Below are 22,408 nucleotides of genomic sequence, written 5' to 3' on the forward strand. Positions count from 1 at the left end.
GCAGGAATGTTGTGTTCCTGCTTGGGTGTTCACTGGATGGTGGGCGCAGAATAGGCATGTTTAGAAAGGTTGTTGCTCCTGTAGTTGGCGGCCGGACCGAGGCTTTGACTGATCTTTGATTATCTTGCCATCATCACTGATGAGCCAGCGATAATTCTACGAAAATCAAAAGGAGTTAACCTTCGCAATAGAAAGGATCTTGCCTCCCTGAGACAAGATTGTTTTGATGGTTGCCGACATGGACGTTTGGTTCACAACCGATTTCTGGACCGCTCTGCGATTGGCACCAACCTGTCGGGGGGATGTCCAGTTAATGGTCAATGTGCCGGCATTACCAACACCTCTACGATCTTGTGCCTCAGGTGAGCTTTCAGTGCAGAGACTATTCAAGAGTTTTGAATCTGTTTCCGCGTTGTCGTATCCGGCATAACCGGCATCCAAAGCTCTTGCTCGTGTGAAGTAGAGCGTGCTTCCGCCAACGACGCTCTGTGTGGCTCGGTTGTAAGGGACTTGGTCGATCCCAAAGGCCGCAAGATATTCATCGCTGTAGGTGTAACTAGCGATCTCTGCTTCATATCCTTCTTCTTGCAGTAGGCGGACATGACTCATCAATTCTGCTTGGTCACGGGGTGGACGGCCAAGGAGATGCTTGAAGTTCAGCTCAACAAACCGGTAAGGGCTATTGCTTTCCAGAAAAAGCTTTTTGTATGTTTCTGACTGTGCGAGGGCAGTTACCAATCCCTGAACTGTCAGATCCCCATTCATGAACAATGCCTCAATCGAGGGGTTCACATCGAGTTCCATCAGGTGCCGATTTCCAAAAACCTGGCGGTAGGCCTGGCTAATCACATCTGCCGCATGTGTTGTGTCGACATTGGCAGCTGAGGAAAGAGTTGTTGGCTCAGTCATGGGGATCTGATGAAAAGGTGATGTGGGAGAGCTGTTTCCTAATGAAGCAGCTCCCAGTTGCAGCAATGGAATGCTTTTACATCACCTCAGTGATGGAAACGATCTTGCCTCCGCGTGCATGGATGTACTTCATCTGGCTGCTCATGTCTTTGCCGGACACGACGTAGCTGTTTCCGGCTGTGCGTTGACGTGAACGAGCTGCCTGAGAGGCAACAACAATGCGGAAACGCTTTTTGGTGGGATCTGGGGCCCCAGACTGTGTACCGGTGCGGTTCGCCCGGCTTGTGGTGTTGCTCCACCCACTGGGAACCATTCCTGTGGCCACAGAACCCACCAAAGCAGAGCTGCTGACAACGGTGTCGCTCGCTGCAAAGCCTTCTGCCAGGCTCAGATGACGGTTGAACGCAACCTGAGAACGGCCGCTTTCGGTGAGAATTCGAGCGAACGGAACAGTGTCTTCACCAAAAGTGTTCTGGTATTCCGCGCTATCGACATAGCTGCAGATTTCAGCCTCGAAACCGCCTTCGGCAAGGATCTTGGTGTGCTCGCTGATTTCGGCCTGGGACTGCGGAGCCCTTCCCAGGAAATGTTTGAAGTTCAGCTCGATGAACCGATACGGAGCACTGGTTTCGAAAAAGCGGCGCTTGTATTCGGCTGAAAGACCAACGGCTCGAACGAATTCACGTGTGCTTAGGAAGCCGTCGATGAATTTGCTCTCAGCGGAACCTACGCGCTCGAACTCCATCAGATGGGGGTTGCCCATTACTTGCTTGTACGTGGAGCGAATCAGCGCAGCCAGTTGATCGGGGCCGTCACCTGGGCAACGTTGATAGGTCTCTTGCTCCCGCTGGCCAAGACCGAAGGTGACATACACGTCGCCGCGCATGGGTCCTGAGTCTTTGCCTGACGTGATGCCAGGTGACTTGCTGTTGAATTGGGTGGAGGTGTAGCTTCCGGACGATGGACGCAGGCCGACAGGCTGACTTGGGAGACTGATCCGTGGCGCAACGCCGTTGGCGAGGCTGCGGGTCAGCGCTGGACTTCCACCGCGGGCACTATCACTGCCAGCAAAACTCCTTTGAAGAGCCGCCAGCATCGGGAAGGCAGCTGTTGACAGGTCAGCGGGTGAAGACCATGAACGGGCATAGGGCACAACATCGCTACCGAAGACTTCGAGGTACTCCGCGGAGTCAACGATGCTGTCGACCAAGCCGTCGTGACCGTGTTCTGCCTGCAGGGCGATTTTGGCTGAGATCTCGGCCTGTGTTTCAGGTGCACGGCCCAACAGGTGCTTGAACGTCAGCTCGACACCCCGCTGTGGGGCAACGCTTCTGAAGAAACGGTCCTTGTAGAAGCTGGACTTGGCCAGACCACGAACGAATTCACGCACGGTCAAACGACCGTCCCGAAGCTGAGCTTCCAATTCCGAGCAACGCTCGAAATCCATCACATGGGCGTTGCCAAAAACCTGTCGATATGAAGCACTGATCACCGTTTCCAGTGACGCCACATCTTCTGGGCTGTAGCACTCGCTCGTGACGCGATGGGGGCAGTCCTCGTGAGTGCGTGGACCAACCCCAATCGCCATCTGATCACACGACTGCTTCAGGAACTCACCAATGGTGAGGGCAGCGGTTTGGTCTACTCCCCTGCGCTGGAAGCGAACAGGATCACTCCACTTGGTGGTTGTGCCGAAGCCAAGAGAAGATTGATTGCTGGCCATTGTTTTGCTGAGGGGAGAGGGGGCGTGGGCGTCGAGATGAGTGCGGTTGAGGCTTTTAGGTCACCGGCGTAATGCTGGCAATCTTGCCGCCTTCGTTATGGATGCGTTTGAACTGCTCTGAGAGCTTGTCGAACGGAACGTAGAAGACCCTGTTGCCGCGGGTGTAGCGGGAAATTCGCCTGACGTTGTTGGCTTTGTAGGCCGTGACCTCGACCCTATACGTGAGGCCTTGATCGCTTGCGCCAACCCCGAGGCGCGTGGGTGCGTCCTGAAGGTTGGGGGAGGGGCGGAAACTCCAGCCAGCGGTTTCTTGGGAGGACGGGGGAACCACTGGGATGGCTCGGTTGAGATAAGCCGAACCTCCCAGCTTGCTGCTGTTGCCTGCAAGATCACCCTTGAGGCTGCTGCTGCTATTGCCGCGCAGCAACTGGAAGCTCCAGGTGAATTCCTGCAATGTGGCACAACTCTCGGTCTTCCAGCCCCGCTGATAAGGGACAGTCCATTCGCCGAAGTTGTTTTGGTATTCCTCACTATTGAGGAAGCTGTCGATATCAGCTTCGTATCCCTGGCTGTCCAGGCGATCGGCGTGCTCACGCATTTCCGCGTAGTCGGCAGGTGCGCGGCCTAAAAGATGGCGGAAGGCCAGTTCGATGTAGCGGTAACGCGCGCAGTTATCGAAGAAGCGGCTGCGATAGAGGTCGCTTTTGGCGATGCGGCCCACCAGCTCTCTGACGCTGATTTCACCAAGCTTGAACTGGGATTCTTCAACGATCTGGCGCTCGCTGTCCATCACATAAGCGTTGCCAAGCACTTGCTTGTAAACGGCTCGGATGATCTGTTCCTTCGTGGCGTCCTCATCGCCTGGGATCAGCTCGAGGGGGGCTTCACTCTCCTCAGAGAAGCGTTCGACCCCTAGAAGCGAGGCTGGACCGAAAGGCATGAATTCACACGCAGTGGTTCGACCAATATTCCTTCAGAAGTTTCCGCTCGAAGAGCATTCTTTATAAACCTCAATCAATTGTGTCCGACTGTTGCGTCACGGAAGGATTTCTCGGCCGCGACAGCGATCTCGGCGGGTTTTGTAGGAAAAGTTTTGATTCGGAACGTTCGCCTTAGGTGTCTTCCCCGTTGATCAGGGATTCAAGGCTTCCTCTTGTCGTGGAGCGGGTGATCGGATTCCAGCAGTCGAGTTCTTCGACTGATCGGCTCAAAAGAGTGGCAATTTGATCCTTCAGCCCGGTGCACAGGGAAAAGTCTGCTCCGCGAATCGACGTGACCGTGTCGAGAGCCGCCCCCTCAAGGTTGGCGCCGCGCAGATCGGCCATGTCCATCTCGCAGGTTCCGAATCGGGTTCCCCGGCACATTGCTCCGCGAAATGTGGCTGATCGCAGGTCCGCGCCTGCTAGGGAAACTCCATCTAGCAAAGCTCCGCTCAAGTCTGATCCACTCAAATAGGCACCCATCAGCACGCTGCCTCTGAGGTCCATTCCGCGCAAATCGGTGCTGTTGAGAAAAGCCCCATTCAGTTTGGCCCCCGGGCCAACGGCTCCGCTCGTGTTTAGTGCGAAGTCCTCCGGTACCAAGGTTGTCTGGTCGTAACGGGCTAGGCGGAAGTCAGCTCCTTCGAGTTGGCACTTGCTGAGATTCGTGCCGCGTAGATCACATCGACAGAGTTTGGCGTCTCTAAGGTCGAGTGCTCCTAAGTCCTGCCCACTCCAGTCGGCTCCTCGAGCATCGACTGGACTGTTGGCGGAGCTGGTTGCTCCGCACTGTTCGGGTGCCGCCCATTCACGCAGATTAAGAGCCCCAGATTTGGGCATCGACATCTCAGTTGCGGAGCATGGCAACAACGATCGTAAGGAGCACCCGCACGATTTCGAATCCACCGACGGCAAACAGACCAAGCCAGAGCTTCAGTGCGAAGGCAGGCGGTTCGTTGTTCACCCATGTGGCGGCGGCGTCCAGTCGTTGTGCCTCTGCGCCCTGCTGGCTGGGCGCTCGATCTTGAAGGGCGTCGCGCCAGTCGGTTCCGTAGCGCGGGAATTGTTGGTAGATGGGGATTTCTCCGAGACCCCGTCCGGGCAAAACGCGGGACCTTTGCTGCGGAACAAGGTCATACCCGAAGCAGTTCATGTATTCGGGACTGTCCAGCAGGGCGTCGACAAAGGATGTGAAACCCTTTTCGCCGATCACGATGGACCAGGCACGGCGTTCAGCGTCGCCATGGGTCGGGCGGCCGAGTACTCGGCCTACGACCTGGTCCACCATGCGGTAGTTCGAACTGCACTGGTAATAACCCTGCTGGAAGCGTTCTGACAGGAGTAGGCCACGGATGAAATCCCGAACGGTGATGTTTCCGCTGCGCAGCTGTGATTCAAGGAACGGTTCGCGATCACTGCGCATCGCATGGAAGAACACCTGCCGATAGGCCTGCTCAATCAAGCTGTCGATCTCGACTCTGGATGTGTCATCGCCTGCAGCACAGGAGGCATACGTTTGAGGCTTGATGGTGCTGCTGTCACCGGCGAGATTGCTGACGCGACCGTTCTGTGTGTTGAGCGGATACCCAAGAAGCGGGATGGCCATGGCGTGCCCCGTGAGTAGAAATACTTGGGTGTGATCTTCCCTTGATAATTGGGTGTGAGGTGGCACCGCTTATCAGCTCTTAACTGCAGATTTGTTGAGCTCCGCACTTAGGTGCTGGAAGCAGTCGTTGATCAGCTGCCGGTCGCTTGGTCGCAAAATCCCTTTCAAGGCTTGCTGTCTCAGCTGGTCGAGGGCGATGTTCATCCCCTCGATGGGCACATTCATCCGCCTGTAGAGCTCCCGCAGGGCCGCCATCCCGTTGGGGTTTGTAAAGCGGCTGTGGTTGCATGCCACCGCATAGATGATGACGCGCAGAAAGTTCCAGCAGTCGCGCCAGCAGGCCTCTGCTCTGTCCTGCGGGTGGAGAGCCCCGCCCGGCTCCACGAGTTCTGGCTGGGTTTCAAGCAGGTGGCCCCTCGCCTGATTCACCAAGTCATTCGTCCTGTTCGACAGGTTGCCGGGGAGCGTGCAATCCACTCCAGACGACTGGCAGATGTTGGCCAGTTCATCGGGTGTGAGCAGTCTTTGGCCCTGGTCGGCACGCTCGAGGATGGCGCGCGTGGCCTGGGGCAGTGCCTCGCTTTTGCTCAGGCCCTGAACTTGCGCATCCTGCACCAGGGTCTTGAAATCGATGTTCTGGAGGTTCAAGTGTTGACGGTGGCCACAGGTGTGGCGATGAGCCAGCCGTGGCGTTCCAAGTAAAAGGCCCACACCAAGTCTTGGCCAAGCCCAGGGCAACGGCTGATTGCAGCTTCGGTGAGTTCTGCCGGTATGCCCAATTGCGACAACAGAACAGCAACGGCGTCTGCATTGGAGGCCGTCGCTGTGCGGATGGCTGATCCGACCACCCACGTCAGCCGGGTGTCTTTCAGGTCGCCGCTGCTTTGTTCGCAAGCCAGCAGAAGATTGGCTGGCGAGGTGTGTTGATCAAACGTCTCTTGCCAGAGCTCTATGTTTTCATCGCGAAGATTGATCCGAAAACAGCCATCTCCTACCGGTAGATCCAGTTCACCGCTGCTGCCGGCCTGGTCCTGAAGGACAACAATTCTCGGATCTGCCAGTGCGCTCATCAAGAAACGCCGCTCAACATGAATGTAACCAGTGTCCTGGAATTTCCCCGTGCAGGTGATCGGTTCGTTGGAATCGACATGCATCAGCAGTGATCCCTGAGGTTTCGCGTCAGGGGGTGTCGTCTGAGGGCACCGCTGAGGAGTTCTTTTTGAGCAGGCCCGTGACAGTGGCCAGGGCAAACATCGCTAGCAGAGCCAAGCCCAGGGTGAGGCTTGCGCCCTGAGCCACGCCAGCGCCGACGGCCACCAGGATCGAATCGCTGATCAGCACGCTGATCACCAGAGCAGGGGCAAAGATGCGCCAGTGGGTGCGGCTGATCCCGATGGCATAGCTAAGGAAATCAAACAGTCCGGTCATCAGCAGACCCGTCATCAAAAAGAAGTTGCCTTCCAGTTGGTTTTTGCTGAAGCCATCGATCCGTTTCATCGCGCTGGCCCCCACCAGACGGCTGACCGGGCCGCGTCCCCAGCGGCGGGCGATGAAAAACGCCGCGCTGCAGAACACCAGGTCCGAGAGGATGATCGTGAGGTAGCCGACCTTGAACCCCAGCAGAGAGCCGGCCAGTAAGGAATAAACGGAACTCGGCAGCGCCGGCAGGATGATGCTCACCCCCCGCAGCAGAAAAAGACCGAGTGGGGCCCAGATGCCCATGTCATTCACAGCGCTCTGCAGCGGTGCAATGCCGTAACGCTGCAGATAAACGACGGCAACAATGAAGACGGCGACCCAGGCGCTGACCTTCAGCCCTGTCTTCAGCCTTGACATCTCCTCTCCTCAATCGCTCGAAAGCCCTGGGGAATGTAGGCCAGTCGCGGCTTTCCCCAGGGCCGTGGACACGAAGCTCAGCATCGATACCATCGGCGAAATCTCTCGACCCGAGGCCTGTCCGGTGACCACCTCCTCTCCGCGCACCGCGTTCGAGCAACAGCTGTGCACCCATCTGTTCAGTCTCAGTGAGGTGGTGGAAACACTGGCTGATCGCCTGATGGAGCTGGAGACGAGGTTGGCCGACGTTGAGGGGCAGCAGGTGGTTGATGCGGAGATCGCCGCTGTCAGCGATGACGCCGGCGAACTGCTTTTGGCGAGCGAAGAGAAAGTGCGGATGCTTCGGGATCGTCTGACCCCAGGCCAGGTCGTGGCTTTCCACGCCGAGGCTGCGCCAGCCGCTGACGATCTTGAGGTTTCTGAAGACCCTGGGATGGAGGGAGACGAGCGCGTCGAGGACGAGGCCCTCAGTGACGACGCCATCAGCGACGACACCGAATATGTGGATGATCCTCAGATTGATCTGCTGTCTGCCTGATCAGGTCAGCTCAAGCAGACGAATCCGGAAGGCGGCCACCTGTCTTGCCATGTCGGGGGAACTGATCAGAAACGGGTGATCTGCCATCGCCTCAAACACGGCTTCCAGGTGCTGCTCTTGGCTGACCTCGCCGCTGTTGCTGGCTCGCAGTTGTTTCCAGGTGCGATCGAACACCATCGCGAAGCTGTCCGCGTTGTCAAAAACACGGTCTGTGCCTGCATCTGGAGAGATGAATGACACGGCAGTTTTGGCATCGATGTGATGCCAGGACCCAGATTTGAACTGGGGACACGGCGATTTTCAGTCGCCTGCTCTACCAACTGAGCTATCCCGGCGCGTCGCCTTAGCGACCTCGCAATCTTAAATCACCGCCTGCGCTGTCTTGCGGGTGTGCGTCCCAGGCAGATCAATCCAGCCACCCCATGGCCGGCCTCTTCAAGCGCCTGGCGAGCCGCCAAAGCGGTGGACCCTGTCGTGAGGATGTCATCCACGAGCCAGACCGAGGTGAGGGCGGTTGCTGGGTTGTGCGGACTGGCCCGGAACGCGCCGATCAGGTTCGTCTGGCGTTGGCTTCTGTTCAGATGGTGTTGGCTCAGCCCGACACGGGTTCGTTGCAGCAGGTCTGCTGTTGGTCGGTCCAAGCCCATGGCAATGCGCTGAGGCAGGCGGTTGATGCGCTGCCGTTTCCAGCTTGGAATCGGCACCAACACCGCTGTGGAAGGCAAGCTCAAGCTGTCAGACAGCATCTGAACCAACGTCGAAAGTGCGTTCTGTTTGGTTGGCTGACGCACCTTCAGCAGCAGCTGGCGCAGGGCGCCCTCATATGGCCCAAGCGCGCTCCATCGCAAGGGCTCGAGGCCCTTGATGCCATCAGGAGGAAGCTGAAGTGCGTCTCGGCAGTGTCTGCAGGGAGATGTCGGAGCCTGTGGCTCTTGCCAAGGTCCATCACAGATCGGGCAACGGGGCTCGATCAGCAGGGTCTGGGCGAAGGCCAGGAACGCTCGATGCACAGCGGGAAGCTCGGTGCATCGAGCGTTCCACTGCTGAATCAGATTGTTCCTTGCTTAGCCGTTCTCCTTGGGCATCGCCCGAAGCATGGCCACCAACGTGCGATGGGCGTCTTCGCTGTCGGTGAGGGTGTGATCGAAAGCGATGCTGATGCTCGCGCCATCCACCTCTAGTTCCATGGTCTCTGCTTTCACAGACACCATGCGTGCGGCGGCGGGATTGCTGACGCCGCCGTAGTGCTTGGCGTAGGCGAGCACCGCTTCCGCATGGTCGTCGTTCATGTGTTTGCAGATCCGTGTGCTGACGGCATCAGTGAGGGCGTCTGCAGGCATCGGTATGAAACGAGGGGAATGCAATCTTTGCAGTGATTGGTTCAGGCGAAGCGCTCGATCAGCAGAAGGCCGAGGCGGATGCCGCTGAATCCCACATAACCGGCCAACACGACGAAGAGCCCCATCGCCAGAATTTCGCGGAGATTGGAGGGCATGGCTGGCTGGCTTGTTGCCCGAATTCTCACCCGACTAGGGCCTGTTGGGCCAGTCGCGCCACACCTGCAGCGGGGGGTGTTTGACAACTGGTCACAGGACAGCCAAGACGGCGTTCTCGAAGCCGTCTCCATTGGGGATTGCGCGCTCCTCCTCCGATGCTGATGATCCGTTGGGGCGCGGCGGCACCCAGAGCCTGGAGGCGTTGCCAACCCTGCGCTTCGATCTCGGCCAGGCCTTCGAGTAGTCCATGCAGGTAGAGGGCATCACTCACCGGGCGAGGTTCCAGCACCGGCAGCAGCTCAGGATCATCGACAGGGAAGCGTTCGCCTGGGCCTGGCAGGGGGCGCAGTGACAGGCCGCTATTGGTGTCAGGGTCGATTTGGCGGCTGAGCTCCGCGAGCTGGTCGTCGCTGTAGAAGCGCCGCAGCACGCCTGCCCCTGCGTTGGAGGCGCCTCCACAGAGCCATCGCTCACCAATGCGATGACTGGTGACGCCGGGGGCTTCCAAGGGCGTTTCTGTGAAGCACTTCATCACCAACGTGGTGCCCAGCACGGTGACCCCGTCTCCTGGTTGGGGATGGGCGGCCAACACAGCGGCGTTGGAATCCGTCGTCCCGGCCACGATGATCAGATCGTCAGCCAAGCCCAAGGCTTTGGCCTGGTTTGGTGCGATCGTTCCCAGAATGCTGCCGCTGCGACGGATGTCGGGAAGTGTTTGCTTCCAGGGTTGTGTGGCAAAGCTGGATGGCCAGCTGTTGGTGATGAGATCCCAGCCCAGTCGGAGATTGTTGCCTTCTTCCCCCCAGCTCCAGTTGTTCAGCAGCCATCCGCTGATCCAGTCCGCTTGATGACGCAACAGGATCTCGTTGCCGAATCTGGCTATCAGCCGAAGTGCCCTCGCCAGGCTGCTGCTGCTGCTTTGCGCAAGGTTTCCGGTGCCCACCAGCCCTTGCAGAAGGGGAGCCACCTCTGGACAGGCCAGTGAGTAAGGCAAGGCTTCCCCGAGGGGGAGACCATGGGAGTCGCAGGCCAGGATGGTGCCTGATGTGCCATCAACTGCGAGCGCCCTGAGCCGAGATTGAAGGCGGTTGGGGATGGCTTGAAGCAGCTCGCGACAGGCCTCACGCCAAGACTCGGGGTCGCAAAACGAACCGTGGTAGCTGCTGGCCTGGGTGTGGTGCAGCACACCATCCATGCCCAGCACAGCAATGCGAACACCACTGGTGCCCAGGTCGATGCCTAGCACCAGTGGTGGTTGTCTCATGACCTACGCAGCTACACCCTGTGCAACCTTCGCTTGGCGAAGTTCCTCGCTTTTGGCACTGACGTCTTCCCAGGGCGCCTGCAAGTCGTTACGTCCGAAATGGCCGTAGGCGGCTGTGTCCTGATAGAAGCGACCGCCGCGTTGTTGGGGGAGGTTGCGTAGGCCGAATATCTCGATGATGGCGCCGGGGCGCAGATCGAAATGCTCCTGAACGAGGGCGGTCAGGGCGTCGTTGTCCAGTTGGCTGGTGCCGAAGGATTCCACGAGGATCGACACAGGCTTGGCGACGCCGATGGCGTAGCTCAGCTGCACTTCGGCACGTTCGGCGAGCCCTGCGGCCACAAGGCACTTGGCCACATAGCGCGCGGCATAGGCGGCCGAGCGGTCCACCTTGGTGGGGTCTTTGCCGGAGAAAGCGCCACCGCCGTGACGGGCATAGCCGCCGTAGGTGTCCACGATGATCTTGCGGCCGGTGAGGCCGGCATCTCCCTGCGGGCCGCCCACCACGAACTTGCCAGTTGGATTCACCAGATATTTGGTGGCCTCGCGGGAGGGCTTGAGCGCCAGGTCGGCTGTCGCTGGCTCCACGACATGGGTCCAGAGGTCTTCGGTGATGCGTTCGCGGATGCCCTGTTCATCGCTGATCCCATCGACTTCCGCCGTGTGCTGGGTGGAGATCAGGATCGTGTCGATTGAAACGGGCTTGTCGTTTTCGTAGACAACGCTTACCTGTGTTTTGCCATCAGGAAGCAGGTAATCCAGGGTCCCGTTGTGGCGCACTTCGGCAAGGCGGCGCGACAGCCGGTGGGCGAGGCTGATCGGCAACGGCATCAGCTCAGGTGTCTCGTTGCAGGCATAGCCGAACATGATTCCCTGGTCGCCTGCTCCCACCAGATCGAGCGGATCGCCTGCGTGGTCGTCCGCTTCGTTAACTCCCTGGGCGATGTCGGGGGATTGCTGGTCGAGAGCCACCAGCACCGCGCAGCTGTTGGCATCGAATCCACCGGCCCGGGCGCCGCTGTAACCGATCTCCTTGATCACATTGCGAACCAAGTGGATGAAATCCACTTGTGCTTTGGATGTCACCTCACCGGTGATCATGCAGAGACCGGTGTTCACGACGGTCTCGCAGGCCACGCGGCTGGAGGGATCCTGGGCCAGCAGAGCATCGAGAACGGCGTCGCTGACCTGATCGCAGATTTTGTCGGGATGCCCTTCCGTAACGGACTCGGACGTAAAGACGTAACGGCTCATTCGAGGCTCCAGATGGCGCGACTTTACGCGGCTGGGCTGAGGGCGAGGTCGTGCCAGTTGTGGAGCAGATGCTGGGCTGAATGCAGTTCGGGGGAACGACTCCAACCACCGGTGAATCCGATCACGCAGCCAATTCCAGCCTGAAGAGCCATTTGAAGGTCGGTTTCAGCATCCCCGATCAATGCACAACGCTGGGGTGGAAGGCCCAGGCAGTCGCACAGCTCCAGAACGGCTTGCGGATCGGGTTTTCGCGGATGGTCGTCAGCACTCCAGATGCCATCAATGCATGCACTGAGCTCATGGTGATCCAGGAAGTCATCAATGCCGGATCGGGTGTCATTGCTGATGACAGCAGTGGTCACATTCAGTTGATTGAGGGCCCGTAGGAGTCCTTCTGCTCCGTTGAGCAAGGGGCTGGGGGTCGCCTTGATCAGGCCGCTCTGGTCAACCTCGTCGAAGCAGGCGTGGGCCATGGCCAGGGCCTGGGGCCATGAGCAGCCAAGGAGGCAAAACACCGTTGCGGTTGAGGCGATGTTGTCCTGTCTGGAGGCAACAGCAAGGGTTCCGCCTGGATGGAGCATGCCGTTGCTCACACCGAACGCTCTGCGCAAGGTGTCTCTCAGCGCAAAGGCTTCAAGTGGTGGGGCCTGGTCTTGGCCGATTTCAATAGCTCTGTTGATGCGTCCCTCTGCCAATGCCAGCAGATGAGGCTCACTATGGGAAAGGGTGCCGTCCTTATCGAACAGCACCCCGTCAATTGAGCTGATGGGTGTTCCCTTCAGCAGAAGTGTGGCCATTCAGGCTCAGATCATCATGGAGTTGATCGGGTCTTCGCCTTCCTCAGCCTGCTCGAGCAGCATTTGCTTGTAGCGCGCGGCCATCTCTTCGGCCTTCTCAAACACCTTCTGAGGATCGGTGAGCATGTCGCCGGGTTCTGGCTCCAGGGCCTTGGTGGAGAGAGAGATCCGGCCGCGCTCGGCATCGAGATCAATGATCATCACTTTCATCTGATCATTCACGTTCAGCACCGAGTGGGGGGTCTCGATGTGCTCGTGGCTGATCTCGGAAATGTGCAGCAGACCGCTGACACCACCGATGTCGATAAAAGCGCCATAGGGCTTGATGCCGCGGACGGTGCCGACCACGACTTCGCCCACTTCCAGGCGGTTCATCTTCCGCTCCACCAGGGCGCGGCGGTGGCTAAGCACCAGACGATTGCGCTCTTCGTCCACCTCGAGGAATTTCAGAGGCAGGAAGTCGGCGACCAATTCTTCCTTCGGCTTGCGGGTGCTGATGTGGGAGCCGGGGATGAATCCCCGCAGGCCTTCCACGCGCACCAGGGCACCACCACGGTTGGTGGCAAACACCTCGGAATAGATGGTGGCATCTTCCTTCTGGAGCTGGCGAACCCGCTCCCATGCCCGTTGGTATTCGATCCGACGGATCGACAGCGCCAGCTGACCGTCCTCGTTCTCCTCACTCATGATGAAGAACTCACGGATCTCGCCGGGCTGCAGCACGTCGCTTAGACCCTCGACCCGGTTGATCGACACCTCTTGAAGAGGCATGAAGGCAGCCGTCTTGGCGCCGATGTCGATCATCGCGCCTTTCGATTCCAAGGCGAAGACCGTGCCATTGACGATGTCGCCTGGCTTGAAGTTGTAGTCGTACTTGCTGAGTAGAGCCGCGAACTCATCAATGGTGAAGCCGGCGTCGTCCAGGTTGCGGCTGGTGGCTCGGCTGCTGGGATCATCCGCTGTGGGGACGTCCTCAGGAATGCTTAAGTCCTCACCCTCAAACGCCTGTTCAACGGCGGAGTCTTCTGGTGAGGCTTCCGTAGCGTTCGCCTCTTGAACTTGATCCTGGATCTGTTCTTCTGTCGGAGTCGCAGACATGGGGGGCTGGCGGTCTACCTCAGGTGGGTAGTACGAAAAATTCGCGTAAAACGCCCGCCGACGTTCCACGGAGAATCAATGACTTTACAGACCTGAGGGACTGAATCTGACTCCCGATTCAGCGCACGCTGGCCAGATGGTTCTGTTCCTGATCGGCGTTGAGCGTCTCCAGCGTCGAGACGAAGTCGTCAATGCCACGGAACTGGCGGTAGACGGATGCGAATCGGATGTAGGCCACCTCGCTGATTTGCTTGAGATCTCGCAGCACGAACTCACCGATCTCAACGCTGCTGACTTCCTTGCCAGAGCGTTGCTGAAGCTTCAATTCGAGTTCTTCAACAAGGGATTCCAGGCGTGTTGTATCGAGGCCAGTTTTCTCGCAAGCTCGATTCAAGCCATGCAGCAACTTGCTGCGACTGAAGATTTCCCTGTTGCCGTTGCGTTTGATCACCGTGATCGGCACGGTTTCCACCCGCTCGTAGGTGGTGAAGCGAAATTCACAGTTCAGGCATTCGCGACGTCGTCTCACGCTGCGTCCGCCATCGGCTGCCCTTGATTCAAGAACGCGACTATCTGTGTTTTGGCAGGAGGGGCACTGCATCCCCGAAGGAGTTAATAAGTTGCACCAACTGTAGACAGTGATTTGAGACTTGAGAAGGGCCTGTAGGACATCAGTCTCATTTGCGGATTCGGTTGACGGCTGTCAGTGACTTGAGACTGCTTTGATCTGTTCTGGTGGGCGAGACCATCTTGCGACGACCGGCGTGCCAAGGCATAAAAAAACCCCGCTGGAGCGGGGCTTTGAAGGTTTAGATCACTTACCGATCTTCGGCGGATCGCGGAATGCGATTGCAAAAAAGAGTGTGGCAATCGCGAGGGTAAGGATGAGGACGTAAGCGAAGCTTTCCATCGTGTTGTTCCTGAAGGGCGATCAGTTGAGGGGGGTTCCAGCAGGGGGAACGTAGCCCTCGGGCAGGCGACGGGTGGTTTTGTCACCCAGCTTGGCAAAGAGGCCAAACTCAACCTGATCACCGAGGTCGGGATCAATACCTGCAAACACATCGCGGTAGAGGGTGCGAGCACCGTGCCAGATGTGACCGAAGAAGAACAGCAGCGCGAAGGTGGCGTGGCCGAACGTGAACCAACCTCGCGGTGAACTGCGGAACGTGCCGTCGGAGTTGTAGGTCTCGCGATCGAAGTCGAACGCTTCGCCGAGTTGTGCTTTGCGTGCAAGACGCTTCACATCAGCAGGGTCAGTGAAGGTCTGACCATCAAGCGCTCCACCGAAGACTTGAGCAGTGACGCCCTGTTGTTCGAAGGAGTACTTGGCTTCGGCTCGTCGGTAGGGGATGTCCGCACGGACATTGCCCTGGGAGTCTTGGAGAACAACCGGGAAGTTCTCGAAGAAGTTCGGAAGTCGCCTGACTTCCAGTTCTTCGCCGGTCTTATCAGTAAAGACGATGTGACCAATCCAGGAGGTTGCTAAGCCATCGCCATTGACCATCGGACCAACCCGGAAGAGGCCGCCCTTGGCGGGGCTGTTGCCGACGTAATCGTAGAAAGCAAGCTTTTCAGGGACTGCCTCAAAGGCTTCTTCACGGGTCGCGCCATCGTCCATGGCAGTTTGGACGCGACGGTTGATTTCTGTCTTGAAGTAGTTCTGATCCCACTGATAACGAGTGGGGCCAAACAGCTCAACAGGGGTCGCTGCTGCTCCGTACCACATCGTTCCAGCAACGATGAATGCGGCGAAAAACACTGCCGCAATGGCACTGGCCAGCACAGTTTCGATGTTGCCCATCCGTAGAGCCTTGTAAAGACGCTCTGGCGGACGTGTGGTGATGTGGAAGATGCCAGCAATGATGCCAACGATTCCAGCCGCAATGTGGTGGGCAACGATTCCACCGGGATTGAAGGGGTTGAATCCCTCTGGACCCCACGACGGCTGAACCGCTTCTAGGTGACCGGTCAGTGCATACGGGTCAGAGACCCACATGCCTGGTCCAAAGACACCAGTGAGGTGGAAAGCGCCAAATCCGAAGCAACCAAGACCAGCCAGAAGCAGGTGGATGCCAAAGATTTTGGGCAGGTCAAGAGCAGGTTCACCCGTACGAGGGTCTTGCCAGATCTCGAGATCCCAGTAAGTCCAATGCCAGATGGCAGCCAGCATCAGCAGGCCAGAAAAAATGATGTGAGCGGCAGCGACGCCCTCGAAACTCCAGAAACCGGGATCAACACCCGTTTCGCCGGTGATGCTCCATCCACCCCAGCTACCAGTCACTCCCAGACGGGACATGAAGGGCATGACGAACATGCCCTGACGCCACATTGGGTTGAGGACAGGATCGGACGGGTCAAAGATGGCCAGCTCATAGAGAGCCATGGAGCCGGCCCAGCCGGCTACGAGGGCTGTATGCATGAGGTGCACAGCCAGAAGGCGGCCCGGGTCATTAATGACGACGGTGTGCACCCGATACCAGGGCAATCCCATGGGTCAGGTTCGGGGGACAAGACTGCTAGTGCAGTCAGACATGGGCGATCGTAAGGGCTTCTGCTCGACGGGCGGGAGAAAAGGGATGTCCTCGCAACGGTCAGTGACATGAAAGTTGAGCAGAAGCTGTTCACAAATCGAAATGCTTGAGCCCATGATGGAGGTTGGTTGCTTGTGGACTCATGCCCGTTATCCGGTTTGTTCGTGAAGGGCGTGATGTGGAGTGTTATCCAGGTGAAAACCTGAGGGAGGTGGCCCGGCGTGAGGGCATCGAGCTCTACGGATTGAAGGGGCAGTTGGGCAACTGCGGTGGTTGTGGCCAGTGCATCACTTGCTTTGTTTCGGTCGTCGACGAGAACTCTGTTGATGCGTTGACAGCTCGAACTGCAGTCGAAGAAAACAAGCTGCGTCGCCGCCCCCAGGAGTGGCGCTTGGCCTGTCAGGCCCTTGTGGAGAAATCCGTCATGGTTCTCACCCGTCCTCAGGTGCGGCTCGCTAATGCGGACTCGAGGTTGGCCGCGGCTCGACAGGCACCGCTCCCCGCCGGGCCCACCGCATGGCCTGCGCCACCGGTCAGTGAGCTCGATGACGAGGATCAGGATGCGATCGATGGCGACGGCACGGATGCCAGGGCTGCTACCGCCGGTGACGAGGGCTAAGGGAGACGCTCCTTAGGCCTCTTGTCGGTGATACCTTCGCCTTGATCCCTCCAACGGCCATGGAAACCAACGATCTCGGATTCGTCGCCAGCCTCCTGTTCATTCTGGTTCCGGCGATCTTCCTGATCGTGCTCTACATCGGCACGCAGAACAAAGAGGCCTGAGCTCAGCCCTGTTCCGGTTCACGCACCAGCAGCACAGGCGCTGGTGCGTGAACGCGGATGTAATCGCTGACCGACCCCCCCAGCAGCTTGTCGAGGTCCACCAGCCCTCTGGCAACAAGAGGTCGTCGGTCTTGAGATGCGATGACCACAAGGTCGGCGTTGCACTCAGATGCGGCCATGCAAACGCTGCGACCGATGTCTTTCCCTTCGGTGTGAATGGCTTTCATGTCAACACCGAATCCCCTCGCACGTTGAACAGCAGCGTCAAGCACTTCGTCTGCTTTGGTGCGGCCTCCCCTGGACGGTGCTGACTCCTGGCGAACGACATGAACGCCGGTGAGGGTTCCGCCGGGGATTTCTCGAACCAGTTCGCAGGCTGTGCGAAGGGCGTCGTCCCCGACCCCTGTTCCGTCGACCGTCACCATCACGCGATTGACATGCTTCACGTAGAGGTCGTCACGGACCAGCAGCATTGGGCGCGTTGAGAGTTGGAAGACGTACTGGCTGGTGCTGTTGGCCAGAATGGATTGAAGGCGTCCGAGTCCTCGGGACCCCATCACGATCAGGTCGGCCTGAACTTCATCGGCAACCTTGAGAACGGTCTGCTTGGTGTCGCCCTCCCGAATCAATGTGCTCACGCTCGAGGCGTTGAGCCCCATGCGTGTTACTGCACTGCTCAACAGGTTTTCTGCTTCATCGCGATGGCCATCGGATTGCGATTTGCTCTGCTCAGAGACCACATGCAGGAGATTGATTTTCGCGGACTTCAGGCTTGGAATGTCCTGGAGCATGCGGATCATTTCCTCGACGTGACCCTTGCCCGAGTCGGCAATCAGAAGGTTCCTGAACACAGGGTTATGAAGCGGTCTCTGCGGAAGCCTATGGGGAGGATTCCTGCGTAGCGACAAGCTGATGGCACAGCGTTACGCAGACCATGTGGACCTTGACCAAGCGTGTGCTTCCGCAGCACACCGATTACGCCGGTGTGATGTGGCATGGAGCGTATGTGCAGTGGCTGGAGGAAGCCAGGGTTGAGGCCTTGCAGGCTGCTGGTCTGGGTTACGCCGCAATGACCGCGATGGGCGTTGACATGCCAGTGGTGTCTCTGCAGCTGGAGTACCGCCATCCCCTCCGGCACGGAGATGAGGTGTGCGTCGAAAGTCGGTGCTCAGCACAAAAGGGTGTGCGTTGGCCATGGGCCTCTTGCTTTATCCGTGGAGACACGGTGGTTGCCGAGGCGAACGTGCAGCTGGTGATGTTGCATCAGGGTCGCGTGCTCAGGCGCGTGCCATCTGAGTTGCAGTTGGTGATGCAAAAGCTTGTTAGCCACGGCTTGTGAGCTGGGCCTAGGGCGAAGCGTAATTGTGCTAGTACAAAATTACTTGCGGCGAGCCGGTGCGGGGTTGGTGGTGGCGATGGAGTTGTTGTCCCGGCCTGGGGAATTCACGAATGGCGGATCTGCGTACTTTCTGCCGTGACCGATCCATTGGGCCGGATCAGCTCTGGGGCTGGCCGATAGAGCGTCTTTGCCGAGCGCTGGGGTGGCCGTCGCACTGTCAGCGCGCCGTCGATCGATACAGATGTGAGCAGGGGTCGGCGCCCGATCTTGAGGTCCCCAACTGTGTTCTTCTGCCAGGTGATCCTGCCTGGCCAAGCTGTTTGGACCAGGCGGACCCCCCCTCCGGCTGGGCTGTTTGTCCAGGGGGCTCGATCGCTGCTCCGGCATCTGAATGCCCGCGAAGCGATTGCGGTGGTTGGCACGCGTTCTGCCTCTGAGCATGGCCTTGCAATGGCGGAAGAGCTGGGTCGCGCTCTCGCCGAAGCCGGTTGGCCTGTGCTCAGTGGGCTTGCGGAAGGGATCGATGCTGCAGCGCACCGTGGCTGTCTGGCCAGGAACGGAGCACCCATCGCGGTCTTAGGGACGCCGTTGGATCGTGTTTATCCGACCCACCATCGATCCCTGCAACAGCAGGTCGGTGAGCAAGGGCTGCTGCTGAGCACAACCCGGTCTGGCTGTCGGGTTCATCCAGGGCACTTCGCGGCTCGGAATCGTTGGCTGGTGACCTTTGCGAAAGCCCTTGTACTGGTGGAGTGTCCGCAACGAAGTGGAGCCTTGATTTCGGCAGGCTGGGCGAGCCGGATGGATTGCCCTCTATGGGTCGTCCCTGGTGATGCCCGCCGTTGGTCCTGTCGGGGCAGCAATGCACTGCTTCGGGATCGAGCGACAGCTCTGATTCATCCCGAGGATCTCCTGCGGTGTCTCGGTGATGGTCCTTTGAGGTCGAAGGATTCTCGCCTCATGAGCCGCAAGCTGTTGGGGGCTATCGGGACCGGGGCTTCCTTGGATCAGCTGGTGCATCGCTTGCAGTGTTCCCATGCTGAGCTGGCCCCTCAGCTGCTGGCTCTCGAGTGCCAGGGCGAATTGCTATGTGAGTCTGGACTGCACTGGCTCAAGCGTCGGCCTTGACAGACTGCAGCACGCTTACTGGCACTGAACTTTTGCAGTGGCGGCGCAGACAACTCGCCCTAGGTGGGACCGCTGCGGATCTCGATTGGTTGATTGATCTGGCAGGTGGTATCCCCTGGGCAAGCTTGCAAAGGCTGCTCCTGGATCCATCACGCACCATTGCCATGGTGCAGTCCCTCGATGTGCTCACTCAACTTTGGGAGCGCCATCTTCAGGAGAACGTTCCCCTGCAGCATTTGGTCGGGCTTTGTCCATGGCGGGACCTTCTGCTCGAGTCGTCCCCCGCTGCGCTGATTCCCCGTCAGGAAACTGAACTGCTGGTGGATCTTGCCCTGAGCCACTTGAAGGCGGCTCCTCCCGGTCGCTGGGCTGACCTCGGCACCGGCTCGGGGGCCATCGCTGTGAGTTTGGCCCTCGCCTGGCCGACGGCATTGGGGCATGCAGTCGATCTAAGTTGCGATGCTCTGCGCTTGGCGGCACGCAATTTCAAGCGTTGTGCCCCGAACCACAACTGCTCGCTTCACCTCGGGTCGTGGTGGATACCACTCAAGAGCTGGTGGGGAACCCTGGATCTGGTGATCAGCAACCCTCCCTACATCCCGATTTCAGTGGTTCATGGTCTCGAGACCGTTGTTCGAGACCATGAACCACATTTGGCGCTGAGTGGAGGAGAGGATGGGCTTGATGCGATTCGCGCTGTGGTGAACGGAGCACCAAAGGGGCTGGCGCCTGGGGGTTGGCTTCTGCTCGAGCACCACCATGATCAGAGCGCTCTGGTCATGCAGCTGATGCGTGATGCGGGTTTGGTGGAGGTCAGCGCGGCTGCTGATCTTGAGGGGACGCGTCGCTTCGCTTTTGCCCGAAACCGTGCTGCAGCGTGCTGATGAAGGAACGATTCATACCCCCTCTGATCCTTGAAGCCACCGCATTGGTGCAGCGTCTTCGTGCTGGTGAAGCCGCCATCATCCCCACCGATACCCTGCCCGGGCTCGCGGTGATGCCCGATCAAGCGCAGACCCTCTGGCACTTGAAACGTCGACCTGCTGATAAACCCCTGATCCTCATGGGGGCAACGGTTGATGATTTGCTCCAGGAGGTCGATGTCTCGTGTCATCGGGAGGTTGAAGCGTTGGCTGAGCACTATTGGCCTGGAGCGCTCACCCTTGTACTACCTGCTTGTGATGGTGGTGCTGCTTGTCATCTCAACCCAGGGGGCAGAACCCTCGGCTGCCGCATCCCTGCCTGCAGGCAGACCCGTGAGTTGCTTCAGATCAGCGGGCCGTTGGCCACCACCAGTGCCAACCGCTCCGGAGAACCGGCGAGCATGACCTCAGCAGATGCGTCGCGGTATTTCCCTGATATCGCTCAACTGGGGCCCCAGCCGTGGTCCCAACCCTCAGGTCAGGCAAGCACGGTGTTGGTCTGGGTCGAGGTCGGACGCTGGCGCATGGCGCGACGGGGTGCTGTGATTCCTGCAGGGCTTGAGGTGTTCGAGTGATCCCACTGGTCGGGCTCTGCCTGCTGGTGATGACATTGCTTCATTGGGTGTTGGAGCCCCTTGAAGCCCTCTTCACCTGGACGCTTCAACTGAATCTTCTTCCCTGGCTGCTGGGATTGATCCTCATCTGGATCTTTGCGGGTGAGACGGATCGCAGGCCATTTCCCTGATCCAGATCAAGCCGGCTAACGGATTTGAACCGATGGCCTTCGCTTTACAAAAGCGCTGCTCTACCACTGAGCTAAGCCGGCATGGGGGGCATCGTACCTTCGCGTCGTTGGCGATCCAATGCAGGGCCTCCATTCCTGATCAGCCAAAGCGCCAGCTCGAGCCGGTTTCGACAACCGCTCTTGGAGAGTGCCCGGCTGATGTGGCACTCAACAGTGCGGTTACTAATCACCAATCGGTGGGCGATGGCTCGGTTCTCGAGGCCTTCAAGCAACAAGAGCACCACCCGCTTTTCGGCAGGAGTGAGGTGATTTAAAGGGCTAAGAGGCAAGCTTGAACAGGTCGCTGCTCAGAGGGTTCCACCCTTGGATGGTTGGGTGATCGGGCGACGGATGGGAAGGTTGGCCACCAGGGCAGTGACGCGGTCTTCCGTCTCCAGGCTCACATCTCCTTCCTCAAGGTCGATCTCCACGTAGCGGGCCACCACTTCGAGGATCTCGCGCCGCATCTGCTCAAGCAGCTCCGGATTGAGGTCACTGCGGTCGTGGGCGAGCACCAGCTGGAGACGCTCCCTTGCTGTTTCAGCACTGGCGGGCTGACGGCCCAGGAGTTTGTCGATGAATTCTTTGAGTGTCATCGCCTCAGAAAATCCGGGTTTGCATCAGCTTGCGCATCCTGGCGCGTAGGCCGCGGCGGGCCTGGGATGGATCCATCAGAGGAATGTCTTCGCCCTGAAGCCGTTGAGCGATGTTGCCGTAAGCCTGTGCCGCGGGTGATGACGAGTCGGTCAGCGTCAAGGGTTCACCGCGGTTGGTGCTCACAATCACCTGCTCATCTTCAAAAACAAGACCCAGGAGAGGCAGCGCCAGGATGTCGGTGACGTCATCCACCGAGAGCATTTCCTGGTTCGACATCATTTTCGGGCGGACTCTGTTGAGCACAAGCTGCACTGGCTGCACCCCCTGGGTATTCAGCAGTCCGATCACGCGATCAGCATCCCGAACCGCTGCTACTTCCGGCGTTGTGATCACGACAGCTTCACGCGCTGCGGCAGCCGCATTCTTGAATCCGTCTTCAATCCCGGCCGGACAGTCGATCAGCACGTAGTCGAACTGGCGCTCGAGCAGCGAAACGATGGCCTGCATGTCCTTGGGGGTCAGCCACTCCAGCATCCGGGGGTTTCCCGCTGGCAGCAGAGCCAGATTGGGCTCCTGCTTGTGTTTCACAAGGGCTTGCTCAAGCCGGCAGGTCTCGGCCAGCACCTCCTGAGCGGTATACACGATGCGGTTTTCAAGACCCAGAAGCAGATCGAGGTTTCTCAGTCCGAAGTCCGCGTCGAGAACCACTGTTTTGGCACCTTGGCGAGCAAGAGCGATGCCGAGGTTCGCTGTGGTCGTTGTTTTTCCGACACCGCCCTTGCCAGAACAGATCAGGATGGTTCGGGTCGTCGACACCAGGGT

At 58.7% G+C, this 22,408-nt stretch carries 31 protein-coding genes and 2 tRNA genes; 8 read left to right on the forward strand and 25 right to left on the reverse strand.

Going from position 1 to position 22,408, the window contains the following annotated elements; translation table 11 throughout:
• Nucleotides 1-165: 165 nt before the first annotated feature.
• The 8 genes from DXY30_RS03685 to DXY30_RS03720 form a co-directional block, all read right to left on the reverse strand.
• Nucleotides 166-909: a phycobilisome rod-core linker polypeptide gene (locus DXY30_RS03685; RefSeq protein ID WP_115093418.1), complete on the reverse strand. Its 744-nt coding sequence runs from the start codon at nt 907-909 to the stop codon at nt 166-168.
• Between the two features lie 76 nt (nt 910-985).
• Entirely contained in the window at nt 986-2,632 is a 1,647-nt protein-coding gene (locus DXY30_RS03690; RefSeq protein ID WP_115093419.1) for a phycobilisome rod-core linker polypeptide, read from the reverse strand.
• Nucleotides 2,633-2,687: 55 nt separating this feature from the next.
• Nucleotides 2,688-3,572, reverse strand: a complete 885-nt coding sequence (locus DXY30_RS03695; protein WP_115093420.1) for a phycobilisome linker polypeptide — start codon at nt 3,570-3,572, stop codon at nt 2,688-2,690.
• Between the two features lie 172 nt (nt 3,573-3,744).
• Entirely contained in the window at nt 3,745-4,458 is a 714-nt protein-coding gene (locus DXY30_RS03700; RefSeq protein WP_115093421.1) for a pentapeptide repeat-containing protein, read from the reverse strand.
• A 1-nt stretch (nt 4,459) separates the two neighbouring features.
• On the reverse strand, nt 4,460-5,218 hold the full coding sequence (locus DXY30_RS03705; protein ID WP_115093422.1) for a phycobilisome rod-core linker polypeptide: 759 nt from the start codon (nt 5,216-5,218) through the stop codon (nt 4,460-4,462).
• 72 nt (nt 5,219-5,290) lie between these two features.
• Nucleotides 5,291-5,866, reverse strand: coding sequence for a phycobilisome polypeptide (locus DXY30_RS03710; RefSeq protein ID WP_115093423.1), 576 nt, complete (start codon nt 5,864-5,866; stop codon nt 5,291-5,293).
• Entirely contained in the window at nt 5,863-6,288 is a 426-nt protein-coding gene (locus DXY30_RS03715) for a hypothetical protein (protein WP_115093449.1), read from the reverse strand. Before DXY30_RS03715 ends, DXY30_RS03710 begins: the two co-directional genes overlap by 4 nt.
• 109 nt (nt 6,289-6,397) lie before the next feature.
• Nucleotides 6,398-7,054 (reverse strand): TVP38/TMEM64 family protein, encoded by a 657-nt coding sequence (locus DXY30_RS03720; protein WP_115022950.1) that lies wholly within the window; start codon nt 7,052-7,054, stop codon nt 6,398-6,400.
• 64 nt (nt 7,055-7,118) lie between these two features.
• Here DXY30_RS03720 and DXY30_RS03725 point away from each other — a divergent pair, with 64 nt between their 5' ends.
• A complete protein-coding gene (locus tag DXY30_RS03725; RefSeq protein ID WP_115093424.1) occupies nt 7,119-7,592 on the forward strand; it encodes a hypothetical protein in 474 nt (157 codons plus the stop codon).
• Here DXY30_RS03725 and DXY30_RS03730 read toward each other — a convergent pair whose 3' ends face one another.
• From DXY30_RS03730 to psbB, 11 genes are all read right to left on the reverse strand, one after another.
• Nucleotides 7,593-7,832, reverse strand: a complete 240-nt coding sequence (locus DXY30_RS03730; protein ID WP_115093425.1) for a hypothetical protein — start codon at nt 7,830-7,832, stop codon at nt 7,593-7,595. It lies immediately after the preceding gene.
• A gap of 22 nt (nt 7,833-7,854) precedes the next feature.
• Nucleotides 7,855-7,927: transfer RNA gene (locus DXY30_RS03735), tRNA-Phe, on the reverse strand.
• Between the two features lie 30 nt (nt 7,928-7,957).
• Nucleotides 7,958-8,602, reverse strand: coding sequence for a ComF family protein (locus DXY30_RS03740; protein ID WP_115093426.1), 645 nt, complete (start codon nt 8,600-8,602; stop codon nt 7,958-7,960).
• Nucleotides 8,603-8,656: 54 nt separating this feature from the next.
• Nucleotides 8,657-8,932 carry a DUF2470 domain-containing protein gene (locus DXY30_RS03745; protein WP_115022958.1) on the reverse strand — a complete coding sequence of 92 codons (276 nt, stop codon included), beginning with the start codon at nt 8,930-8,932 and terminating at the stop codon, nt 8,657-8,659.
• A gap of 181 nt (nt 8,933-9,113) precedes the next feature.
• The gene (locus tag DXY30_RS03750) at nt 9,114-10,352 is read right to left on the reverse strand and encodes an FGGY-family carbohydrate kinase (protein WP_115093427.1); all 1,239 of its coding nucleotides are present in this window, start codon (nt 10,350-10,352) and stop codon (nt 9,114-9,116) included.
• Nucleotides 10,353-10,355: 3 nt separating this feature from the next.
• Complete coding sequence (metK, locus tag DXY30_RS03755) at nt 10,356-11,606, reverse strand: methionine adenosyltransferase (RefSeq protein ID WP_115093428.1); 1,251 nt, start codon at nt 11,604-11,606, stop codon at nt 10,356-10,358.
• Between the two features lie 23 nt (nt 11,607-11,629).
• Nucleotides 11,630-12,403, reverse strand: a complete 774-nt coding sequence (locus tag DXY30_RS03760) for an HAD family hydrolase (protein ID WP_115093429.1) — start codon at nt 12,401-12,403, stop codon at nt 11,630-11,632.
• 6 nt (nt 12,404-12,409) lie between these two features.
• Nucleotides 12,410-13,501: a 30S ribosomal protein S1 gene (locus DXY30_RS03765; protein ID WP_115022967.1), complete on the reverse strand. Its 1,092-nt coding sequence runs from the start codon at nt 13,499-13,501 to the stop codon at nt 12,410-12,412.
• A 118-nt stretch (nt 13,502-13,619) separates the two neighbouring features.
• Entirely contained in the window at nt 13,620-14,102 is a 483-nt protein-coding gene (gene nrdR, locus DXY30_RS03770; RefSeq protein WP_115022969.1) for a transcriptional regulator NrdR, read from the reverse strand.
• Between the two features lie 213 nt (nt 14,103-14,315).
• The gene (locus DXY30_RS03775; protein WP_011128841.1) at nt 14,316-14,411 is read right to left on the reverse strand and encodes a photosystem II reaction center protein T; all 96 of its coding nucleotides are present in this window, start codon (nt 14,409-14,411) and stop codon (nt 14,316-14,318) included.
• A gap of 21 nt (nt 14,412-14,432) precedes the next feature.
• Nucleotides 14,433-15,992 carry a photosystem II chlorophyll-binding protein CP47 gene (psbB, locus tag DXY30_RS03780; protein WP_115093430.1) on the reverse strand — a complete coding sequence of 520 codons (1,560 nt, stop codon included), beginning with the start codon at nt 15,990-15,992 and terminating at the stop codon, nt 14,433-14,435.
• 182 nt (nt 15,993-16,174) lie between these two features.
• On the opposite strand from psbB, the gene DXY30_RS03785 reads away from it, so the two are divergent.
• A complete protein-coding gene (locus DXY30_RS03785; RefSeq protein ID WP_115093431.1) occupies nt 16,175-16,651 on the forward strand; it encodes a 2Fe-2S iron-sulfur cluster-binding protein in 477 nt (158 codons plus the stop codon).
• Nucleotides 16,652-16,710: 59 nt separating this feature from the next.
• The gene (gene psbM, locus DXY30_RS03790; RefSeq protein ID WP_115022976.1) at nt 16,711-16,815 is read left to right on the forward strand and encodes a photosystem II reaction center protein PsbM; all 105 of its coding nucleotides are present in this window, start codon (nt 16,711-16,713) and stop codon (nt 16,813-16,815) included.
• Nucleotides 16,816-16,817: 2 nt separating this feature from the next.
• Here the strand turns inward: psbM and DXY30_RS03795 are convergent, their stop codons facing one another.
• Nucleotides 16,818-17,666, reverse strand: a complete 849-nt coding sequence (locus tag DXY30_RS03795; RefSeq protein ID WP_115022978.1) for a universal stress protein — start codon at nt 17,664-17,666, stop codon at nt 16,818-16,820.
• An 83-nt stretch (nt 17,667-17,749) separates the two neighbouring features.
• Here DXY30_RS03795 and DXY30_RS03800 point away from each other — a divergent pair, with 83 nt between their 5' ends.
• Nucleotides 17,750-18,154 (forward strand): acyl-CoA thioesterase, encoded by a 405-nt coding sequence (locus tag DXY30_RS03800; protein ID WP_115093432.1) that lies wholly within the window; start codon nt 17,750-17,752, stop codon nt 18,152-18,154.
• Nucleotides 18,155-18,193: 39 nt separating this feature from the next.
• Here DXY30_RS03800 and DXY30_RS14665 read toward each other — a convergent pair whose 3' ends face one another.
• On the reverse strand, nt 18,194-18,595 hold the full coding sequence (locus DXY30_RS14665; RefSeq protein WP_371638586.1) for a hypothetical protein: 402 nt from the start codon (nt 18,593-18,595) through the stop codon (nt 18,194-18,196).
• Between DXY30_RS14665 and DXY30_RS03805 the strand changes: the two genes are divergently transcribed.
• Genes DXY30_RS03805 through DXY30_RS13885 form a run of 4 tightly spaced genes read left to right on the forward strand, consistent with a single transcriptional unit; the run spans nt 18,542 to nt 20,950 of the window.
• Complete coding sequence (locus DXY30_RS03805) at nt 18,542-19,282, forward strand: DNA-processing protein DprA (protein WP_371638584.1); 741 nt, start codon at nt 18,542-18,544, stop codon at nt 19,280-19,282. The two genes, DXY30_RS14665 and DXY30_RS03805, sit on opposite strands and share 54 nt — an antisense overlap.
• Nucleotides 19,279-20,166, forward strand: coding sequence for a peptide chain release factor N(5)-glutamine methyltransferase (gene prmC / locus DXY30_RS03810; RefSeq protein WP_244281234.1), 888 nt, complete (start codon nt 19,279-19,281; stop codon nt 20,164-20,166). Before DXY30_RS03805 ends, prmC begins: the two co-directional genes overlap by 4 nt.
• Nucleotides 20,166-20,780 carry an L-threonylcarbamoyladenylate synthase gene (locus tag DXY30_RS03815; RefSeq protein WP_115093434.1) on the forward strand — a complete coding sequence of 205 codons (615 nt, stop codon included), beginning with the start codon at nt 20,166-20,168 and terminating at the stop codon, nt 20,778-20,780. Before prmC ends, DXY30_RS03815 begins: the two co-directional genes overlap by 1 nt.
• Nucleotides 20,777-20,950 carry a hypothetical protein gene (locus tag DXY30_RS13885; protein WP_170951120.1) on the forward strand — a complete coding sequence of 58 codons (174 nt, stop codon included), beginning with the start codon at nt 20,777-20,779 and terminating at the stop codon, nt 20,948-20,950. The genes DXY30_RS03815 and DXY30_RS13885 overlap by 4 nt, the downstream gene beginning before the upstream one ends.
• A 9-nt stretch (nt 20,951-20,959) precedes the next feature.
• Here DXY30_RS13885 and DXY30_RS03820 read toward each other — a convergent pair.
• The 4 genes from DXY30_RS03820 to minD form a co-directional block, all read right to left on the reverse strand.
• Nucleotides 20,960-21,031: transfer RNA gene (locus DXY30_RS03820), tRNA-Thr, on the reverse strand.
• Complete coding sequence (locus tag DXY30_RS03825; protein ID WP_115093435.1) at nt 21,022-21,279, reverse strand: response regulator transcription factor; 258 nt, start codon at nt 21,277-21,279, stop codon at nt 21,022-21,024. Before DXY30_RS03825 ends, DXY30_RS03820 begins: the two co-directional genes overlap by 10 nt.
• 18 nt (nt 21,280-21,297) lie before the next feature.
• The gene (minE, locus tag DXY30_RS03830; protein WP_115022992.1) at nt 21,298-21,585 is read right to left on the reverse strand and encodes a cell division topological specificity factor MinE; all 288 of its coding nucleotides are present in this window, start codon (nt 21,583-21,585) and stop codon (nt 21,298-21,300) included.
• A gap of 4 nt (nt 21,586-21,589) precedes the next feature.
• Nucleotides 21,590-22,402: a septum site-determining protein MinD gene (minD, locus tag DXY30_RS03835; RefSeq protein WP_115093450.1), complete on the reverse strand. Its 813-nt coding sequence runs from the start codon at nt 22,400-22,402 to the stop codon at nt 21,590-21,592.
• Nucleotides 22,403-22,408 lie beyond the last annotated feature (6 nt).

The sequence above is a fragment of the Synechococcus sp. UW106 genome (assembly GCF_900474015.1).
Taxonomy (GTDB): domain Bacteria; phylum Cyanobacteriota; class Cyanobacteriia; order PCC-6307; family Cyanobiaceae; genus Parasynechococcus.

Coding starts and splice junctions, on each gene's coding strand:
- DXY30_RS03685 (WP_115093418.1), bottom strand. CDS start 909: ATGACTGAGCCAACAACTCTTTCCTCAGCTGCCAATGTCGACACAACA.
- DXY30_RS03690 (WP_115093419.1), bottom strand. CDS start 2,632: ATGGCCAGCAATCAATCTTCTCTTGGCTTCGGCACAACCACCAAGTGG.
- DXY30_RS03695 (WP_115093420.1), bottom strand. CDS start 3,572: ATGCCTTTCGGTCCAGCCTCGCTTCTAGGGGTCGAACGCTTCTCTGAG.
- DXY30_RS03700 (WP_115093421.1), bottom strand. CDS start 4,458: ATGTCGATGCCCAAATCTGGGGCTCTTAATCTGCGTGAATGGGCGGCA.
- DXY30_RS03705 (WP_115093422.1), bottom strand. CDS start 5,218: ATGGCCATCCCGCTTCTTGGGTATCCGCTCAACACACAGAACGGTCGC.
- DXY30_RS03715 (WP_115093449.1), bottom strand. CDS start 6,288: ATGAGCGCACTGGCAGATCCGAGAATTGTTGTCCTTCAGGACCAGGCC.
- DXY30_RS03720 (WP_115022950.1), bottom strand. CDS start 7,054: ATGTCAAGGCTGAAGACAGGGCTGAAGGTCAGCGCCTGGGTCGCCGTC.
- DXY30_RS03745 (WP_115022958.1), bottom strand. CDS start 8,932: ATGCCTGCAGACGCCCTCACTGATGCCGTCAGCACACGGATCTGCAAA.
- DXY30_RS03750 (WP_115093427.1), bottom strand. CDS start 10,352: ATGAGACAACCACCACTGGTGCTAGGCATCGACCTGGGCACCAGTGGT.
- metK (WP_115093428.1), bottom strand. CDS start 11,606: ATGAGCCGTTACGTCTTTACGTCCGAGTCCGTTACGGAAGGGCATCCC.
- DXY30_RS03760 (WP_115093429.1), bottom strand. CDS start 12,403: ATGGCCACACTTCTGCTGAAGGGAACACCCATCAGCTCAATTGACGGG.
- DXY30_RS03765 (WP_115022967.1), bottom strand. CDS start 13,501: ATGTCTGCGACTCCGACAGAAGAACAGATCCAGGATCAAGTTCAAGAG.
- nrdR (WP_115022969.1), bottom strand. CDS start 14,102: ATGCAGTGCCCCTCCTGCCAAAACACAGATAGTCGCGTTCTTGAATCA.
- DXY30_RS03775 (WP_011128841.1), bottom strand. CDS start 14,411: ATGGAAAGCTTCGCTTACGTCCTCATCCTTACCCTCGCGATTGCCACA.
- psbB (WP_115093430.1), bottom strand. CDS start 15,992: ATGGGATTGCCCTGGTATCGGGTGCACACCGTCGTCATTAATGACCCG.
- DXY30_RS03785 (WP_115093431.1), top strand. CDS start 16,175: ATGCCCGTTATCCGGTTTGTTCGTGAAGGGCGTGATGTGGAGTGTTAT.
- psbM (WP_115022976.1), top strand. CDS start 16,711: ATGGAAACCAACGATCTCGGATTCGTCGCCAGCCTCCTGTTCATTCTG.
- DXY30_RS03800 (WP_115093432.1), top strand. CDS start 17,750: ATGTGGACCTTGACCAAGCGTGTGCTTCCGCAGCACACCGATTACGCC.
- DXY30_RS14665 (WP_371638586.1), bottom strand. CDS start 18,595: ATGCTCAGAGGCAGAACGCGTGCCAACCACCGCAATCGCTTCGCGGGC.
- DXY30_RS03815 (WP_115093434.1), top strand. CDS start 20,166: ATGAAGGAACGATTCATACCCCCTCTGATCCTTGAAGCCACCGCATTG.
- minE (WP_115022992.1), bottom strand. CDS start 21,585: ATGACACTCAAAGAATTCATCGACAAACTCCTGGGCCGTCAGCCCGCC.